The sequence below is a fragment of the Amycolatopsis magusensis genome, from assembly GCF_017875555.1.
Taxonomy (GTDB): Bacteria; Actinomycetota; Actinomycetes; order Mycobacteriales; family Pseudonocardiaceae; genus Amycolatopsis; species Amycolatopsis magusensis.
On sequence record NZ_JAGGMS010000001.1, the window covers coordinates 4,718,019 to 4,736,087 of the forward strand.

At 72.6% G+C, this 18,069-nt stretch carries 14 protein-coding genes; 11 read left to right on the forward strand and 3 right to left on the reverse strand.

Annotated features, from left to right (window positions below):
• The first annotated feature begins 133 nt into the window (after positions 1-133).
• Entirely contained in the window at positions 134-1,702 is a 1,569-nt protein-coding gene (locus tag JOM49_RS21155) for a PucR family transcriptional regulator (RefSeq protein WP_209665993.1), read from the forward strand.
• A gap of 4 nt (positions 1,703-1,706) precedes the next feature.
• Here the strand turns inward: JOM49_RS21155 and JOM49_RS21160 are convergent, their stop codons facing one another.
• The 3 genes from JOM49_RS21160 to JOM49_RS21170 form a co-directional block, all read right to left on the reverse strand.
• A complete protein-coding gene (locus JOM49_RS21160; RefSeq protein ID WP_209665994.1) occupies positions 1,707-2,831 on the reverse strand; it encodes a lytic transglycosylase domain-containing protein in 1,125 nt (374 codons plus the stop codon).
• 86 nt (positions 2,832-2,917) lie between these two features.
• Entirely contained in the window at positions 2,918-6,058 is a 3,141-nt protein-coding gene (locus JOM49_RS21165) for a hypothetical protein (RefSeq protein WP_209665995.1), read from the reverse strand.
• A 39-nt stretch (positions 6,059-6,097) separates the two neighbouring features.
• Positions 6,098-6,721, reverse strand: coding sequence for a Pvc16 family protein (locus JOM49_RS21170; RefSeq protein WP_209665996.1), 624 nt, complete (start codon positions 6,719-6,721; stop codon positions 6,098-6,100).
• A 194-nt stretch (positions 6,722-6,915) separates the two neighbouring features.
• On the opposite strand from JOM49_RS21170, the gene JOM49_RS21175 reads away from it, so the two are divergent.
• From JOM49_RS21175 to JOM49_RS21220, 10 genes are all read left to right on the forward strand, one after another.
• The gene (locus JOM49_RS21175) at positions 6,916-8,433 is read left to right on the forward strand and encodes a phage tail sheath family protein (protein WP_209665997.1); all 1,518 of its coding nucleotides are present in this window, start codon (positions 6,916-6,918) and stop codon (positions 8,431-8,433) included.
• Between the two features lie 32 nt (positions 8,434-8,465).
• The gene (locus JOM49_RS21180; protein WP_209665998.1) at positions 8,466-8,957 is read left to right on the forward strand and encodes a phage tail protein; all 492 of its coding nucleotides are present in this window, start codon (positions 8,466-8,468) and stop codon (positions 8,955-8,957) included.
• Complete coding sequence (locus tag JOM49_RS21185; protein ID WP_209665999.1) at positions 8,957-9,352, forward strand: phage tail assembly protein; 396 nt, start codon at positions 8,957-8,959, stop codon at positions 9,350-9,352. Before JOM49_RS21180 ends, JOM49_RS21185 begins: the two co-directional genes overlap by 1 nt.
• Positions 9,349-9,525: a DUF6760 family protein gene (locus JOM49_RS21190; protein ID WP_209666000.1), complete on the forward strand. Its 177-nt coding sequence runs from the start codon at positions 9,349-9,351 to the stop codon at positions 9,523-9,525. The genes JOM49_RS21185 and JOM49_RS21190 overlap by 4 nt, the downstream gene beginning before the upstream one ends.
• A 2,114-nt stretch (positions 9,526-11,639) precedes the next feature.
• Positions 11,640-13,397 carry an eCIS core domain-containing protein gene (locus JOM49_RS21195; RefSeq protein ID WP_209666001.1) on the forward strand — a complete coding sequence of 586 codons (1,758 nt, stop codon included), beginning with the start codon at positions 11,640-11,642 and terminating at the stop codon, positions 13,395-13,397.
• A 13-nt stretch (positions 13,398-13,410) separates the two neighbouring features.
• On the forward strand, positions 13,411-13,890 hold the full coding sequence (locus JOM49_RS21200; protein WP_209666002.1) for a phage tail protein: 480 nt from the start codon (positions 13,411-13,413) through the stop codon (positions 13,888-13,890).
• A 14-nt stretch (positions 13,891-13,904) separates the two neighbouring features.
• Positions 13,905-14,375 carry a phage tail protein gene (locus JOM49_RS21205; RefSeq protein WP_209666003.1) on the forward strand — a complete coding sequence of 157 codons (471 nt, stop codon included), beginning with the start codon at positions 13,905-13,907 and terminating at the stop codon, positions 14,373-14,375.
• Positions 14,372-15,259, forward strand: coding sequence for a LysM peptidoglycan-binding domain-containing protein (locus tag JOM49_RS21210; RefSeq protein ID WP_209666004.1), 888 nt, complete (start codon positions 14,372-14,374; stop codon positions 15,257-15,259). The genes JOM49_RS21205 and JOM49_RS21210 overlap by 4 nt, the downstream gene beginning before the upstream one ends.
• Positions 15,256-17,637, forward strand: a complete 2,382-nt coding sequence (locus JOM49_RS44095; protein WP_209666005.1) for a phage baseplate assembly protein V — start codon at positions 15,256-15,258, stop codon at positions 17,635-17,637. Before JOM49_RS21210 ends, JOM49_RS44095 begins: the two co-directional genes overlap by 4 nt.
• A gap of 6 nt (positions 17,638-17,643) precedes the next feature.
• The gene (locus tag JOM49_RS21220) at positions 17,644-18,069 is read left to right on the forward strand and encodes a GPW/gp25 family protein (RefSeq protein ID WP_282774562.1); all 426 of its coding nucleotides are present in this window, start codon (positions 17,644-17,646) and stop codon (positions 18,067-18,069) included.

The following is an 18,069-nucleotide window of genomic DNA, read 5'->3' on the forward strand; positions in this document are numbered from 1 at the left end:
GTCGTGATCGTTTGTCCGCTGACACACGAGTTCGGTCGGCCGATAATGGGAAGCCGACGGCCGCCGCCGATGCCCCCGGTGGTGGTGGCGACCGGCCGCCCGCCGCCGGGCCGACCGAAGGAGCCGACAAGCCTTGTCCGTCCTGCTGTCGCAAGTGCTGTCACTGGGGTTGTTCACCCGGCACACCTTCGTCGGGACGGAGGCGGCCCTGCGCACCGTGGTGGATTCGGTGGTCACCGGGGTGAGCCCGCACGAGCTGGCGCAGGCCGCCCCGGCCGCGCTGGTCGTCTTCCCCCGCAACGCCCTGCGCGGGGAGGAGGCGGGCACCGAACAGGCCATCCGGGCCGGGGCCCGGCGCTCGATCGCGGGACTGGTCCTGCCCGACCCGCCGCACCCGCTCACCCCGGCGATCCGGGCGCTGGCCGAGCGGAACGGGGTACCGCTGGTGCTGGTCGACCACGCCGACCCGGACGCGCTGGTGCCCGCGCTGGACCACTTCGCCCGCCGGCCGGAGGCGGCCGCCGGCGGGGTGCTCGGCCTGCTGGCGCACCGGCTGCACGCCGCGGCGGGGGAGACCCCGCGCATGGTGCGCATCGCCGCCACCACCCTGGGGCACCCCGTGGGCACGGTCGCCGCGGACGGCCGCGTGCTGTCCGGGACGGTGCCCGCCGCCGCGGTGCGGGTGGCGGCGGAGAGGTTCCGCACCCCGAGGCCGGCGCCGTGGGTGCGCGGCACCGGTGACCGGGACCTGCTGCTCGCCCACCCCGTGCGGGGCCGTCCCGGCACGCGGGCGAACCTGTGGCTGGTGGCGCTGGTGCCCTCGGGCACCCCCGGCCGCGTGCTCACCGCGGCCCAGGCGCTGGGCGTGCTGGACTGGGCCTTCGCCGCCCAGCTGGCCACTTCCGCGGTGGACCTCGAACGCCGCGGGCGGCGCCAGGAAGCGGTGCTGGCCCGCCTGCTCGCCCAGGCCGACGCGCCCCACCGGCGGGTGCTGGAACGGGCCACCGCGCTGGGCTGGCAGCTGGAGGGCACGCACACCGCCGTGCAGCTCACCGCGCGGCAGGCGGGCGCCCAGCTCGCCCCGTCCGAACTCACCGCGCTGCTGGGCGAAAGCCTGGCCGAGGGCGGGGTTCCGGCGGCACCGATCTCCCACGGCGGCGGCTGGGCCCTGTGGTACACCGGCGAACGCGTCGATCCGGACGCCGTCGCCACCGAGCTGCGGCGCGCGCTCCTGGCCGCCGAGCGCGAACACCCGGGCCTGCGGTTGTGCGCGGGCATCGGGCCGCCCGCCGAGGGGGTGGCCGGGTTGCGGCGCTCCCTCGCCGAAGCACGCCGCGCCTGCCTGATCGCCGCCGCCCGGAACACCCCGGCCGCGGTCGAGGGTGTCGGGCACGAGGTCAAGCGCCTGCTGGCGGGCAGCTACGCCCCTGGCGTCCAGCACGAACTCGCCCGCCGGCTGCTGCGCCCGCTGACCCGGACGGACGCCGGTGGCCAGCTGATCGCCACGCTGGCCTGCTACCTGGACAACGAGTCCAGTGCCACGCCCACCGCCGCGGCGCTGGGCGTGCACCGGAACACGGTGCTGCAGCGGCTGGACCGCATCCGGTCCCTGCTCGCGGTCGACCTGGCCGATCCGGACGAGCGCCTGGCCGTGCACCTGGCGGTCCGCCTCGTCCAGATCGGCACCCCGGAAGCGGTCTGAGCGCTCACGGGCACGGGGTGGGCGGGGCGCCGAGCAGCCCGCCGATCACGCCGAGCAGTCCGTCCACCGTGCACAGCACCGGATCGAGCAGGCCGGGCGCGGCGGGCGGCGGGAGCACCCCGGAGGGCGGCGGCGTGGCACCGGGCGGGACCGGTGCGGGCGGGACCGGGCTGCCGCTCGCGGGCGGTCCGGCCACCGGCGGGGGCGGCTCGGCCGGTCCGGGCGGCACCGGCGGCGCGGCGGGCGGGGCCGGGGCGACCGGCGGGACCGGAGCCGGTGCGACGGGCGGGGCCGGGGCGGCGAGCGCGGCCCCGGGGGCGCTGGTGCTGCTCGGGCCGATGCCGGCGGCGTAGGTGCGCATCCAGTTGAGCACCAGGTTCAGGTAGGCGACGGACCGGTTGTAGCTGAGGATGCCCGCACGCAGGCCCTCCGGGGTGGCCAGGTCGCGGCCACCCGCGCACAGGTACCGGCCGGCGGCCAGCGTGGCGTCGAGGATGTTGTGGGGACTGGCATCGCGGTCCCCGTTCCCGTCGGACCCCCACCGCACCCAGGTGCCCGGGATGAACTGCATCGGGCCCACCGCCCGGTCCCACTGGGCGTTGCCGTCCCAGCGGCCGCCGTCGGTGTCCCGGATGGCCGCGAAACCACCGCCGGAGAGCACCGGGCCCAGGATCGGGCTGGTGGTGGTACCGGCCGGGTCGAGCTGCCCGCCGCGCGCGTGCCCGGACTCGACCTTGCCGATCGCGGCCAGCAGCACCAGGGGCAGGCGGCAGCCCGGCTGCTCGCGAGTGAGCGCGGCCACCGCCTGCTGGTAGGCGGCGAGCACCGGACCCGGCACCCCCGCCACGGCTCCGCCGGCGGACGGCGCGGGCGCCGCGGTGTGCCCCGCCTGCACCACCGTGCCCGCGGAGGTGACCACGGTGTCGCCGTCGGCCCCGATCGCGCCGTCCGGCGGCGGGGTGGCGACCGGGCCGGGGAGGACGGTGGCCGGGGGCGGCGGAGTGTCCACTGTGGCCGGTCGGGAACCGGGGCCCGCCGCGAAACCCACGCCGGCGAACAGCACCGCCACGGTGGCCACCTGCAAAGCCCGCGCCCACAGCCCGCGGGCGCCGTCCAGGTTCTGCGTCATGCCGTCGAGTAGAGCACCGGAACCCCGGCCGGTGGCCCGCTTTGCCCTGGAGGGCAACGATTTCCGGCCCTGCGGGCGAGCGGCGGTCACGGCTGCTTCCTCGGACGGGCGACCACCAGTGCCAGCGAACCGGTGATCAGCAGCGCCGCGGCGAGGGAAACGGGACCGGCCAAGGAGAACCCGGTGTTCGCCAGCTTCCCGTTGCCCGCCTGCGCCCGGGCCCCGGTCCCGTCCGGAGGACCGCCGCCGGGGCCGGTCCCGGTCGAGCCCGCGTCGCTGCCCTTACCGTCGGGATCGCTGCCCGGATCGGCGCCCGGCGCGGGCGCGGCGGGTGCCTGGCCCGCGAGCAGGGTGATCTCGGTGGACTGGGCACTGGTCAGCGGCGGGCCCTGGTCGCCGGTGTCCGCGGTGGGCTCGGCCTGGTAGGTGGCCGTGTTGGTGTAGGTGGTGGTGGCTTCGTCGCGGGGGAGGACCACCTCGCAGCGGACGCCCTGGGCCGCCCCGGCCCGCAACGGCGTGTCCACAAGGGACAGATCGCAGTCGGGGGCGTTGTCGTTGGCCAGGGTCACCTCCAGCGCCACGTTGCCGATGTTGCGCAGGGTTTCGGTGATGGTGGCCCTGGCGCCGTGCTGGGCCTGCGCCGGATCGGCGGCGACGTCGAGCACCAGCGCCGGGTTGAGCACGGTGATGGTCAGCGGATCGGCCTCCGCGGTCATCTCCCGGCCCGTGGAGTCGGTGGCCGCGGCTTCGGCGAGGTTGTCGAAGGTGCGATCCGGGGAAACCGTGCACGTCCTCGATTCCGACTGCCCCGGCGCCAGCGAGGTGATCGGGCCCGGCGCGCACCCGGGCGGCAGCGACGGGCTGCTGATCCGGACGTCGCTCAGCGCGCCCTGCTCGGCGGTGCCCGTGTTGGTCGCGGTGAAGGTGAACAGGGTGGCCCCGCCGGTGCGCAGGGTGCTCGGGTCGGCCTGCTGCGTCAGTTGCAGGAACGGGTCGAGCACCGTGACGGTCACCGGTGGCGCTTCGGCGGTGACCTCGGTGGCGCTGCTGTCGGTGGCCACGAGCTGGGCGGCGACCTGCACCGTCTGCTCGGGTGCCGCGGTGCAGGTGGTGCTCGCCGACGCGCCGGGCGGGAGCGCGGGCAGCGGCTCCGGTGTGCAGCCCGGCAGGTTCGGCGTGCTCACCACCGGGTTCAGCAGCGGGCCGTCCGGCGCGGTGCCGGTGTTGGTCGCGGTGAAGGTGAAGGTCACCGGGGAACCCCGGTAGACGGTGTCCGGGTCGGGCACCACGGTGAGCGCCGCCGCCGGGTTGATCACCGTGACGGTCACCGACTGGCTCTGCGCGGTGACCGCGCCCGCGACGTCGGTGCCGGTGAGCACCCCGTTGCTGGTGAACGACTGCGTCGCCGCCGCGAGGGTGCAGGTGAGCGCGGCGGTGGAGTGCGCCGGGAGGGTGGCGGGCGCGGCGGTGCAGCCGGTCGTCGCGCCGTCGGCGTACTGGACGCCCTGCAACTCGTTGTCGGTGTTGTTGATCAGGGTCACCGCGAACTCCACCGGGCTCCCCTGGCGGACCGTCAGCTTCGAGGGGATCCTCAGCACGGCGAAGTCGGCCGGGGCCACCGGCACAGCGGCTTCCGCGGTCGCCGAAACCGTGCGGGCGTCCCCGCCCGAGGCCACGAGGTAGGTGCCGGTGACCGTGGTCTCGGCGAGCAGGTTGGTGCCCGCCGCCGGGTGGACGCAGGTGACCTGCGTCTGGGCCCCGGGGGCCAGTGGCGGCAGGACCGCGGGGGAGCAGCGGGGGGTGCTCGGCGGGTCGCTGGTGCTGACCACGGTGAGGTCGGTCAGCGGCAGGTTGCCGGTGTTGGTGATCGTGGTGGTGAATTCGGCCAGGTCCCCTTCGCGGACCGGGCCCGCCGGGCCGGTGGTGGTGGCGGAGATGCCCGGCGTCACCGTTTCGGCGAGCACGACGTTGGACACCACCACGTAGTCGGCCACGCTGTTCACGCCGATCTCGATGTCGCCGTTCTCAGGGTCGGCCAGCACGGGCCGGACGGTTTTGGCGTCCACGGACAGGTTGTTCGCCGTGGCGGGCGAGGCGCCTTGGGCGCAGGAGCGGAAGAAGTCGCCCGTGCCGTCCCCGGTGCACGGCTCCGGCATCGCCTTCCCGTCCACGGTGAAGGTGTCCTCACCCTGGTGCCGGTCCCCGTCGAAGGCCGTGATGCCGATCGAGACGTCGGCGGCCGAGCGGTTCGGCGCGACCCCCGCCAGCAGCACGCGGGTGCCGGACAGGCCGGGGACCAGGCCGGGCAGCAGGGTGTCGATCAACCCGGGGAAGCCGGGGACCAGCGGTTCGAGCAGGCCGGGCAGCAGCGCGCCGCCCTGCGGCAAGGTGCCCGAGTACAGGTCGACCACGCGGGGGTGGGGGAACGCGGCCGTCGGCTCGCCGTGGTCGTAGGCCACCACCAGCGACCAGCCGCCCGCGCACCCGGGCCCGGTGGGCACCCACACGTTGCTCACCGAGACCTCGAAAGCCTTGCCGGCGGGCGCTTTCGCGAAGGCGGCGGTGACGTCGGCCCACTGCGTGTAGACCTGGCTCGGTTCGGTCAGCCCTTCGACGGTCCGGTAGTGCTCCGGCGCGGCGGGGACCGCGACCGGGGTCCCGCCCGCGACGGAGAGGCCCACCGCCTGCTGCGCCGGGGTGGCCGCGGCCGGTGGTGGCGGGGGATCGCCCTGCTGGAGCAGGGGGCGCTGGCAGTTGACCCCGGAGAAACCCAGGAAGGTGCCGGTGTGCCCGCCCCAGTTGAGCTGGGCGCGCCGGACCTGGGCACCGGCGGGGATGGTCAGGGTGGCCGCGCTGGAGGTGAAGGTCTTCGGCAGGTCGTCGGTGTCGGCCAGGTGCATGTAGTAGCCGTTGTTGTTCGCGCTGTTGTTCAGCAGGTCCGAACCGGCCTCGTCCTGGGTGGCCTCGGCGCACCGGGCCGCGGGGTGGTCACCGGAGGGCTCGTCCCCGGTGGGGCAGCGGACCGAGCTGTTGCCGACGAGCAGCACGTCGCCGTAGACCGCGTCGCGCACATCGGGCTGTACGCGCGCGGGCGGCGGTGGTGGCAGCAGAGACAGGGCGGAGTCGGCCGCGTTGTCCACCACCGCCGGTGGCGGCGCCGAAGCACCGACGACGAGGGCCGGCAGGAGCAGGACCAGCAGCAGGGTGAGCACGGCCGACGTGCGCATGGCGACCCTCCGGGTCGGTTTCGGTGGGGACGGGACTGGCTACCGCTCGTGGATCGCGGTGCGTTCCCACCGCCGCCGCGGGGTTTCCGGCGGTGGGGGCACCTCGTGGTGCGCCTCGAGTTCCACCGCCCGCACCGGCGGCGCGGCGGGTTCCAGCCGGGACGGCAGCGCCGGCGCGGTGACGGTCAGGTCCAGTGCGGTGCGCATGGTCAGCCCCAGCGCCGTCCACAGGTCCCCGCGCGAAGCGGGCGCCCAGCCCAGGCGCACCGGCAGCGCGGTCTCCAGCACCCGCAGGGAGCCGCGCAGGTGGTCGGCGCTCAGCGCGTCGTGCTCGGTGTGCGCGCCGATCAGCGCGCCGAGCAGTTCGTGCTCCTCGGCGACGTCCGCCGCCCAGGCGGTGACCAGGTACGACAGGTGGTAGCTGCGGTGGGTGACGTGGCTGCCGGTCACCCGCCCTTCGGCGTCGCGGGCCCGGAGCCTGCCGACCGGCAGGCCGTCGAGGTTCTCGTTGACCGCATACAGGAACAGGTTGACGATGCCCGCCCGCCGCGGCCGGCGCGGGATGTCCGCCAGCAGCCCCGGCGGTTCGAACCCGATCTCGGTGCCGGGGGAGAGCTCTTCGGTGAGCCAGGCCCGGATGGAGGAATCGACGTCTGCCAGCACCACCGCAGTCTCGGCGCCGCCGCGGGCGCGCGCAGCCGGATCGCGGCCCGCCCCGCGGCCACTCGTGGCTGCCCCCGGGGGCAACCCCGGCGGGCCCCGGCGCCGCACCGCGGGCAGGGCCGCGGGCGGGCTCGCGGTGCGAGCCTTCTCCTCAGCAACCACTGGTCCTGCCAGTAACAGGAAAGGGGTTCCCGATGCCCAACTACCTCGCCCCCGGTGTGTACGTGGAGGAGGTGTCGTCCGGCTCCCGGCCCATCGAAGGCGTGGGCACCGCCGTTGCGGGCTTCATCGGCTTCGCCGAGCGGGGCCCGGTCGCCGAACCCGTGCTGGTCACCAACTGGACCCACTTCACCCGGGTGTTCGGTGGTTTCGCCGAGGGCGCCTACCTGCCGCACGCGGTCTACGGCTTCTTCCTCAACGGCGGTGGCGCCGCCTACGTGCTGCGCCTCGGCGACGGTGAGGACGGCCCGGCGCCCGAGCGGCGCGCCGTCGTGCCCGCCGTCGACGACAAGCGGCCCGCCTTCGCGGTGCGCGCCCTCGGGTCGGCCGAGGAGGAGATCAGCGTGACCGTGGCCGAGGCGGGCGAGGCGGGGGAGGACACCTTCCGCATCGACGTGCTCAGCGGCGGCAAGGTGGTGGAGACCTTCGACAACCTGACCACCAAGCGCGGCGCCAACAACGTGGCCACCGTCCTTTCACGACAGTCCAAACTGGTCGAGCTGGAGGAGGCCAGGTCCGGCGCGCTCTCGGCGCCCAAGAAGGGCACCACCACCGCGCTCACCGGACCCGCCCCGGCGCCGAAAGCGCTCAGCGCCACCGAATACGTCGGCGACCCGGTCGAGCGCACCGGCCTCGGCGGGTTCGAGGCGATCGACGAGATCACCATGGTCGCGGTGCCGGACCTGATGTCGGCCTACCAGCGCGGCCTGCTCGACGCCGACGGGGTCAAGGCGGTGCAGGTGGCGCTGATGGCGCACTGCGAGCTGATGTCGGACCGGGTCGCCATCCTGGACCCGCCGCCCGGGCTCAACTCCCAGCAGGTGCGCGACTGGCGCACCGAATTCGCCGGCTACGACAGCAAGTACGCCACGCTGTACTGGCCGTGGGTGCAGGTCATGGACCCGGTCACGGGCAACCGGGTCAGCGTGCCGCCCAGCGGTCACCTCGCCGGGGTGTGGGCGCGCAGCGACGAGATGCGCGGGGTGCACAAGGCGCCGGCCAACGAGGTGCTGCGCGGGGTGGTGTCCCTGCAGACGGTGATCAGCCGCTCCGAGCAGGAACTGCTCAACCCGCTGGGCGTCAACTGCCTGCGGGCCTTCCCCGGCCAGGGCATCCGGGTGTGGGGTGCGCGCACGCTGTCCAGCGATCCGGAGTGGCGCTACATCAACGTGCGCCGGCTGTTCAACTTCATCGAGGAGTCCATCCTCAACGGCACCAACTGGGTCGTGTTCGAACCCAACGACGAGTACCTGTGGGAAAGCGTGCAGCGGGTGATCAGCGCGTTCCTGCAACGGGTGTGGCGCAGCGGGGCGCTGGTCGGGCGGTCACCGCAGGAGGCGTTCTTCGTCAAGTGCGACGCGGAGAACAACCCGCCGGAAAGCCGTGACGCGGGCAACCTGATCATCGAGATCGGGGTGGCGCCGGTGAAACCCGCCGAGTTCGTCGTGTTCCGGATTTCCCAGCTGCCGCAGGGCGCGGCGCTCGAAGAGTAGACCCCGGTTCCCCCTCAGCCTAGGAGCGCACCATGACCAACCCCGGCTTCGGCCGCACCTCCAACGCCAGCACCAACACCTCCACCCTGGTTTCCGCCGCCCGCTTCGTGGTGCAGTTCGACCTCGGTGGCGGCGAGATCAGCTTCTCCGAGATGAGCGGCATCACCTCCGAGGTGGAGGTGTCCGAGTACATGAGCAGCGGCTCGCTCGGGGTGACCATGTCCAAGCAGTTCGGCAAGACCAAGCCGGCCACCGTGGTGCTCAAGCGCGGGGTCGACCAGGACTACGCGCTGTGGACCTGGCACCAGGAGGTCCTTTCGGGCATGCCGAGCGCGCGGCGGGGCTGTTCGCTGCTGCTGCAGGACACCGTGGGGGTGAACAAGCAGGTGTACCGGCTGACCAACGCCTGGCCGTCCAAACTGGAGGTCGGGGGGCTGAAGGCGGGCGGCAGCGAGGCGGTCATCGCCACGGTCACGCTGACCTGTGAGCAGATCGACCTCAAGCCGGGCAACGGGGCGGGGTGATGACCGCGCCGGCCGACGCGGGTGCGCCGAGCGCGGGGCTGCGCACCGAATTCCCGTTCACGCTGCCGCGGGGTTACGTCGACGAGCAGGGCCGGGTGCACCGCGACGGGGTGCTGCGCCTGGCCACCGCGAAGGACGAACTGACCGCGCACGCCGAGCCGATGGTCCGGCAGAATCCGGCTTACCTGTCGATCTTCCTGGTGATGCGCACGGTGACCAGGCTGGGTGCGCTGTCCGGTGTGGACAGGTTCGTGGTCGAGCACCTGTTCGCCTCGGACCTGGCTTTCCTGCAGGACCTGTACCGGCGGGTGAACCAGCGCGGCGACACCGAAGCCGAGGTCGCCTGCCCCGACTGCGGGCGGGAGTTCCTGGTGGACCTGGCGGGCGGGCCGTGACCACCGCCACGCAGAGCCCGGCGGACCGGTTGTGGGCGGAGATCGTGTACATCGCCTACTACCTGCACTGGTCGTTCGACTCGATCCTGGAACTGGACCACCGGACGCGGGCCAGGGTCATCGAAGAGATCGCGGCCATCAACACCCAACTGTCCACTCCCGCCGACGGCTAGGAGATCACATGCGCTGGCCGTTCCGCCGCCGTCGTCGTCGCGGCCCCGAGGTCGCGGCCCCTGCGGCCCCTCCCGCCGTACGCCGCCCGGCGTGGCTCTACCTGCCGCCACTGTCCACGGTGACCGCGTCGTTCCCGGCGGGGGTGCTGGACCTGACCACCCCACTGACCTCGGTCGGCCGGGACCCGCGCCCGGCCATGCGGGCGGTGGGTGTCGCCCGAATCCGCGGACGAGTGCGGGGCCTGGTCCACCTACGCCGCCTGATCCGGGATGGCCGGCCGGGTGCCGATTCGCCGGACTTCGCGGCTTCAACTCCCGCGACGCCTTATGGGGACCCGGTATTCGCGGACTCGGAGTTCGTGGATTCGAACCTCGCGGAGCCGGACTTCGTGGATTCGGACCTCGCGGAGCCGGACTTCGTGGAGCCGGACCTTGCGGAGTCCGACCTCGTGGAGCGGGATTTCGTGGGGTCCGATCTCGTGGAGCCAGGTGTCCGGAAGTCGGATTCCGTGGAGGGAGACTTCGTGAAGTCGGACCCCGCACAGCCAGGTCCGGATCCCGTGGGTCCAAGCCTTGCGATCTCCGCGAAGCCGACTCCCGGGGAAGCGCCCTCCGCGACACCGGCCCTCGCGAAGCCAACCTCCACCAGCCCGTTCCCCACAAAACCGACTTCCGCCGGACCGGCCTTCACCGCGCAACCCCCCGCCAAGCCATCTCCTGCAGCTCTGAACTCCGCAGGCCCGGCCTTGGCAGAGCCCGTTCCGGCAGAGCCGGTTCATTCCAGGCCAACCTTCGCCGTGCCATCACCTGCGGCTCCGGACTCCGCAAGCCCGGCTTTTGCAGAGCCCGTTCCGACAGAGCCCGTTCCGACAGAGCCGGTTCGTGGCGAGCCGACCTTCGCGGTGCCATCGCCCGCAGATCCGGACTCCGCAAGCCCGGCCCTGGCAAAGCCAATCTCGGCAGAGCTGATTCATTCCAGGCCGACTTTGGCCGCGCCGTCACCCGTGGATTCGGACTCCGTGCGCCCGCTTCTTGCCGAGCCAACCTCGGCAGAGCCGGTTCATTCCAGGCCGGCTCTCGCCGTGCCGTCCCCTACGGAGTCGGACTTCGCAAGCCCGGTTCGTGCCGAGCCAACCTCGACACAGCCGGTTCGTACCGAGCCGACATTCGCCGTGCCGTCACTTGCGAGAGAGGGCTCCACAAGCCCGGCTCTCGCCGAGCCAGCGTCGACAGGGCCGATTCATCCCAAGTCGGCCTTCGCCGCGCCGTCACTTGTGGGGGAGGGCACCACAAGCCCGGCTCTCGCGGAGCCAGCCTCGGCTGGACTGGTTCATGCCAAGCCGACTTTCGCGGAACCGGATCTCGCGGAGCAAGCTCCCGCCGGACCTGCGAAGCCGACCCTCGACAGGCCAAATCCTGTGGGCCCAGCCTCTGCCGATCCGGTTCGTCCCGAGCCGAACCGCGCGGAACGAGACCCTGCCGAGCCAGTCGTGGCGGAGCAGAATCCCACCGGTCCGATTCTTGCGGCGGCGTCCTCGGCAGGACTGGTTCATGCCGAACCGGCCTCCGCGGAGCCGAACCCGGACTTCACCGCACCGACTATCGCTGGCCCGGGGCGCGCGAAACCGACTTTCGAGGGATCAGCCCGAGCGAAGCAGGTCCTCACGCACCCGAATCGCGTGCCTGCGGCAGCGAATGCCGTCAGGCCGGAGCCGCTGAAGGTCGGACCCGAGGAGCCGGGGACCGTGGAGTTGGGGCTGGAACCCACAAATCAGGGTTCCGCGGGCCGTCCGGTGGTCGCCGTGACTCCTCGCGGGCGCGACCTGACCACGGCTTCCAGCGACTTCGTCGGACCGGCGCAGGTTCCGGACGTTCCCTGGCGGGCGCCGGCCTTCCTGCACCAGGCGTACCGGGAGAAAGACCGCATGATGGCTTCCCTGCGCGGAGACCCGGATCCAGTGCCACCCCCACCCGCTGTTCCCGCACCACCTCCGCCTCCGCCCTTGCCAACCCCCGTTTCCGCCCCGGCGCCCCCGGTCACACGTCGGGCCTCGCTGGCAGAAAGCCGCCGACGAGGCTTGGGCCGCCCCTCTGCTCCTGATGCAGCGACATCGGTGACCACCTCGGAGACGATCGCTTCTTCGGTCTCGGTTGCTCAGGCCCCGGAGGCAACCCCGCCTTCGGAGGCCGCTCTGCCATCGAATGCCGACCCGTCTTCGGAGGCCGCCCTGCTTTCGGATGCAGGCCCGTCTTCGGATACCGCTCTGTCTCCGGATGCCACTCCGACCTCACCCACCACCCCGGAGTCGGTCGCCGCGCCGATCCCGGTCGCGATCTCGGATTCGGCCGCCGGGCCGAATTCCGGCGCCATTCCGGTGGCGGTTGCCGACCTGACCTCGGCTGCCCCTCCGGTTTCGGTTGACGCGCTGGCTCCGGTGGCTGCCTCGGTTTCGGTTGACACGCCGACTTCGGCTGCCGCTGCGGCGATCGATTCGCTGACCTCGGTGGCTGCTGCGGTTCCGGCTGACGCGCCAGCTCCGGCTGCTGATCCGGTCTCAGTCGACACGCCGACCTCCGTGGCCGCTCCGGTTTCAGTCGACACGCCGACTTCCGTGGCCGCTCCGGGTTCGTTTGACACGCCGACTTCGGTGACTGCTGCGGTTTCGGTCGACACGCCGACTTCGGCTGCCGCTGCGGCAATCGACTCGCTGACCTCGGTGGCTGCTCCGGCTGCGGTTGACGCGCTGCCTTCGGCGGCCGGTCCGACTTTGGTGCACCCGCCGGTTTCGGCTGCCGTTCCGGAGTCGGTTGCCAAGCCGGCCAAGGCGACTTCGGCTCCGGGGGTCGGTCCGACTTCGGTTGCTGCGCCGGTTCCGAGTGCTGCGGATCAGGCTGTGGCGCCGGGGGTCGAGGAGTCGGGTGTCGCTGCCGAGGGGAGTGTCGCGGCGGTTGCTGCGCCGGATCCGGGTACTGGTCCTGCTCCTGTGGGTTCGGCTGCGGAAAGGTCTGCTGTGGCTGGAGCCTGGGGCTCGGCCGAAGCAGGAGGCCTGGAACGTTCCGGAATCGCCGTTGCCACGCAAGTTCGCCGCCCGGCTATCGGATCGGCCCGGTCTGGACAGCTTCCAGACGAACAGGCCAACTCCTCGATCCCCGTGGCGGTCGCCGCGCCGTTGGGCAGGCTGCTCTCGGCTGACGTCTCCGCCGTCCCCGTCCGGCGCGGGCGGGCGGTGGCCCAGTTGGCCCGGCGCTTCGACGCCCGGGCGTTCACCCACGAAGGCATCGTGCACCTCCCCGACTCCCTCGGCGCGCTCGACGGTGCGGCGGCCACTCCCGTGCTCGCCCACGAGTTGACCCACGCCGTCCAGCAACGGCGCTACGGCGGCGCGCTTCCCGAGCCGGATTCGGCCGAGGGGCAAGAACTGGAAGCCGAAGCCGTCGCGATCGAGCAGTGGTTCGCCGCCGACTTCCCCCAGACCCGCGAACCGGCACCGGCCGAGACGCCCATCCGCCACCCCGCCGTGCAGCTCGCTCCCCGGGAGACACCAACCAGCACCAGCACCAGCACCGACAACGACGAGGTGCCGGAGGGCCTCCTCCTCCTGCTTCAACTAGCCGAACAAGAACGAGAACAAGAGCGAGAACAAGAACAAGAGCCACCGGAGGAGAAGCACCAGGAAGAGATCCCGACACTGTCCCTTGAGGACATTCTCAAAGCCCTGGCGGAGAAGCCACCCCGCCGCTGGGTGGACCTCGACGACAACAAGGCCTACCTCGAACTGAGCAACCGGCTCTACGCGGACCTGGTGTCCCGGTTGCGTTTCGACTTCCTCGTCGAGCGGGAGCGGTCCGGCTCCCTGTCCGACTTCGGCTGAGAGGAGGGGCGGCGTGGCCGACCCCAGCCCACCACCACGGCCACCCACGGCCGCGCAGGACCTCGCGATGGCGCACCGCTTCGTGGTCAGCGCCGGGTCCCGCGACCTCGGCGCCTGGTCCAAGGTCAGCGGCCTGTCCGTCAAGTGGGACCTGGCCGAGCACTGGGTCGGCGACTCCGACCAGTACTTCAAGTACGCCGGGGTGCCGAAGTTCGAGCGCCTCAAGCTCAGCCGCGCCGCCGAGCGGGCGGGCACCGGGGCGGTGAAGGCGTGGCTGGAGGAGGTCAAGTCCTCCGGCGGCACCCCCGAGGAGGGCGCGATCGCGATGCTCACCTCGTCCGGCGAGTCCGTGACCAGCTGGACGCTGCGCGAGATGTTCCCCGTCGCCTGGCAGATCAGCGAGTTCGACGCGGGCGCGTCGAAGGTCGCCGTGGAGACGCTCGAAATCGTCTACTCCGGGTTCCTCGCGCCCGGCTCGAACCTCACCCGCTGAAAGGAGGCCGGACCGTGCCACCACCGCAGCCGGCGCATGGCCTGGCCATGCGCTTCCACGTCCAGATCGACGGGCTCAGCCTGGGCAACTGGTCCTCCTGCAAGGGCTTGGACGTCAAGGCCAAGATCGAGCGCGTCTACGACCCCGGCGACTACAGCCACCGCAAGATCCTCTTCGCCGACATCGACTATCCCACGGTGAAGCTGGAACGCGCGGTGGACGGGGCCAGCACGCCGGTGCTGCGGAAGTGGCTGACCGAGCAGTTCTCCCCGTGGCGCCAGCCCGGCACCATCCCCGACCTGCTGGAAATGGTGCTGGGCGGGCAGACCGCGACCATCACGCTGCTGGACTCCCAGTGGGCCGAGGTGTGCTCGTGGACGCTGCGCAACGTCTACCCCAGCGGCTGGGCGGGGCCCACGTTGTCCGCCAAGGAAAGCAAGGTCGCCATCGAGCGGCTCGAACTCGAACACGAGGGGTTCCTGTGAGCTGGTTCTCCCGCGCCGCCGGTGATTCGCTGCGTGCCGGGCAGTTGCTCAGCGGCAACGCCAAGGCGATGCTCGTGCCCGAGGAGATCGGCTTCCCGGTGCAGTTCTCCTTCAACCCGACCAAGGTCGCCCTCAGCCGCAACGCGAAGAACCAGGGCAACCAGACCACGATGGACAACCCGCTGTCGGCGGCGGTGAAGGAAACCGCCCCGGTGACCATCCAGCTCAGCGGGGCGCTGCTCACCGGCGCCGTGGTCACCCAGGCCGCGGTGGACCAGTTGCTGTCCTGGAGCGAACCGAAACCCACGGCCAACCTGGCCAGCCGGTTCGGGCAGGCGGTCGACCTGCTGCGCCGTCCGGGCCGCATCACCGACACCGTCCGCAACACCGTGAGCAACGCGGTCAACGACATCGCCCCGGGGTTCGGTGGCTCCGGCCCGACCCCGCCGCCCACCTTCGTGCCCGCGCCCGGCGCCACGGCCAGCAGCTCATACCAGCTGCCCGTGCTGCTGTTCCTGTGGGGCGTGGGCGGGCCGATGGGCAACGGCGCGAAGGTGCAGATCGTCAGCGTTTCGGTGGACTACAAGCGGTTCGACTGGACCGGCGTGCCGGTGATGGCCTCGGTGGACCTGACCCTGGAGGCCTACCAGCCGGAGCCGCCGTTCACCAACCCGACCTCCGGCGGCATCCCCGGCCGGTCCAAGCACGTGCTGACCCAGGGCGAGAACGTGGTCCGGGTCGCCACGCGCACCTACGGCTCACCCGCGGCCTGGCGGGCGGTGGCCGAAGCCAACGACCTCGACGACCCGCTGCGGGTGCGCCCCGGCCGGGAGCTGCACCTGCCAGGACCCGGTGAACTCGGCCACGAGGAGGTGCCGGCGTGATCTCCGAGAACCCGATCGCCAACGCGGAACCCACGATCCGCCCCACGGTCTTCTTCGGCGGCACCCCGCTGCCCCCGGCCATCGACGGCCGGTTGCTGCGCGCGGTGGTGGACAACGACGTCAACCTCCCCGGCATGTTCGAACTGGTCTTCCTCGACACCGACGGGCGGCTGGTCAGCTCGGCCGGGGTGCGCATCGGCACCGAGGTCGCGATCGCGGCGGGCGCGGCGGGCAGCACCGGGGCCCCCGGCGTGTCTGCCCCGCTCATCGTCGGCGAGATCACCGCCATCGAAGGCGTCATCGACGGCATGACCTGCAAGACACTGCTCCGCGGGTACACCGCGGCGCACCGGCTCCAGCGCGCCCGGCGCAGCCGCAGTTTCCTCAACGTCACCGACGCGGACGTGGCCCGCCAGCTCGCCGCCGAAGCCGGGCTGGCGCTGGGCACGGTGGTGGCCACCAGCACCACCCACGCCTACCTGCCCCAGGTCAACCAGACCGACTGGGAGTTCCTGACCGCCCGCGCGCTGGAGATCGGCTACCAGGTGGAGGTCACCAACGCCCGGTTCCACTTCCGTCCGCTGGTCGAGTCGTCCACTTCGGCGGGCGGCGGGCTCGGGGGCAAGCTGCGCAGCGGGCTGGCCAACGCCCTCAACAGCGCCGCCACCGCCACGGTCAGCTTCCCCGAGACGCTGCTGTCGTTCCGGCCGCGGGTCACCGCGGGCAACCTGACCCCGGACGTGGAGGTCCGGGTGTGGGACCCGATGGCGCGCCAGGCGTTCGCCGAGAACGCGAGCACCCCGTCCGGGACCGGGCCGAACGCCAACGCACTGGGCACCCAGTTCACCCCGACCGGCGCGGGCGCGGTCACCGCGGGGCTGAGCGCCGTGGCCGACGCGGTGGGGTCCGGTGATCTCGGTGGCGTGAACCGGGGCGTGGAACTGGCGGGTTCGCAGGCGGGCCGGGCGTTCTCCGCCGAAACCGGCGCACTCGGCGACGTGGCCGGTTCGCTGCTCGGCTCCCCGATCGGCTACCTCGGCCCGCCGCCGAGCCCGACCGCCAGGGTGACGGTGGACCAGCCGTTCGCCGGTGCCACGGAGATGGCCACCTCCGGGCCGCTGGCCGCCGGCGCGGTCGGCGTCGCCGTGGGCGGCACCTTCGCCGAGGCCGAGGGCACCGCCAAGGGCGACCCCGCCATCCAGCCCGGCACCCAGCTGACCGTGCGGGACGTCCCGCCGACCTTCGCCGGGAGGTGGCGGGTGTCGCGGGCGCGGCACATCTTCGACGACAGCCAGCACGGCTACCGCACCGTGTTCTCCGTGCACGGGCGCCAGGACCGCACCATGCTCGGGCTGGCCTCGAAGAGCGGGAGCCGCGGGCCCACGCGCCGCTCCACCCTCGACGGTGTGGTGTGCGGGGTGGTCAGCGACTGCGCCGACCCGCTCGGCAAGGGCCGGGTCAAGGTGACCCTGCCGTGGCTCGCCCCCGACTTCGAGACCGACTGGGCGCCCAACGTGCAGTTCTGCTCCGGTCCGCGCGGCGGGGCGATGTTCATGCCCGAGGTCGGCGACGAGGTGCTGCTCTCGTTCGAGTTCGGCGACGCCCGACGGCCGTACGTGCTCGGCGCCATGATGAACAACTTCACCGGCTGGAGCGTGGCGGCCGCCGGGCCGATCTTCGCGGGCGGGCTGGCCGGGCTCGGCGCGGCGGGCGCGGCGGTGGCGGGCCAGGTCGCCGGCGCCGCGATCGGCGGCAGCCTGGCCGGGCCGGCCGGGTCGGTGGTCGGCGGGGCGATCGGCTCGCAACTGGCCACCGACGCGGCCAACGACGCGCAGCAGTCCATCGCCGGGTCGGTGCTCACCCCGGGCATGCTCAGCGAGGTCCACCACCGCGGCATCGTCTCCCACACCGGCAACACACTCGTTTTCTACGACGTGCCCTCGCCGCTGCAGGCGCCGACCGCGACCGAGCTGACCGCGCCGCTGGCGCAGGTCACCGCCGAAACCGGCGTCGACCTGACCGCGGACGGGGGCGGGGGCACCGGCGCCGCCCCGAAGCAGCCGGTGGTGCCGCCGCTGGCTTCGGCGGTGCGGCTCGGTTCGCAGCAGGGCGAGGTCGGGGTCACCGTGGACCAGGTCAACTGCGGGGTCAACATCACCGCGGGCCCGGTGCTCGGGGTGTCCTCGGTCCCGCTGCCGAACGTGAACATCACCGCGCTCAACGGTTTCGTCAACATCGGCGCCGGCCCCACCGGCACGATGATGATCGACGGCGGGGCCAACCTGATGATCCGCTCCACCACCGCGATCACCCTGCAGGCCCCGACGATCAACCTACTGGGGCTGCCGCTGGTCAACGGTGTGCCCATCCCCCTGTGAACCGCGGTGCTCCCGCAGAAAGGCGCCACCGTGCACGACTTCGTCGGCCGGGGCTGGTCGTTCCCGCTCGGGGTGACCGCCAACGGCACCATCGCCACCGCCGGTGGCGCCCGCAAGCTCGAGCAGGCGATGTCGCTCGTGCTGTCCACCTACCCCGGCGAGCGCCCGTTCCGTCCCGCCTTCGGCTCGAAGCTGCGCGACTTCGTCTACGAGAGCGCGTCGGCGGTGGTGTTCGCCCGCATCGAGCAGGAGGTGCGGGAATCGCTGTCGATCTGGGAGCCGCGCACCGAGGTCTCCGAGGTCCGGGTCCACCCTGCGCCGGACAGCGAGCACCTGCTGCTGATCGACATCACCTACGTGATCAAGGGCGAGAACGACCAGCGCAACCTGGTCCACCCCTTCTACACGATCCCCGACGAAGGGAGTGACTGA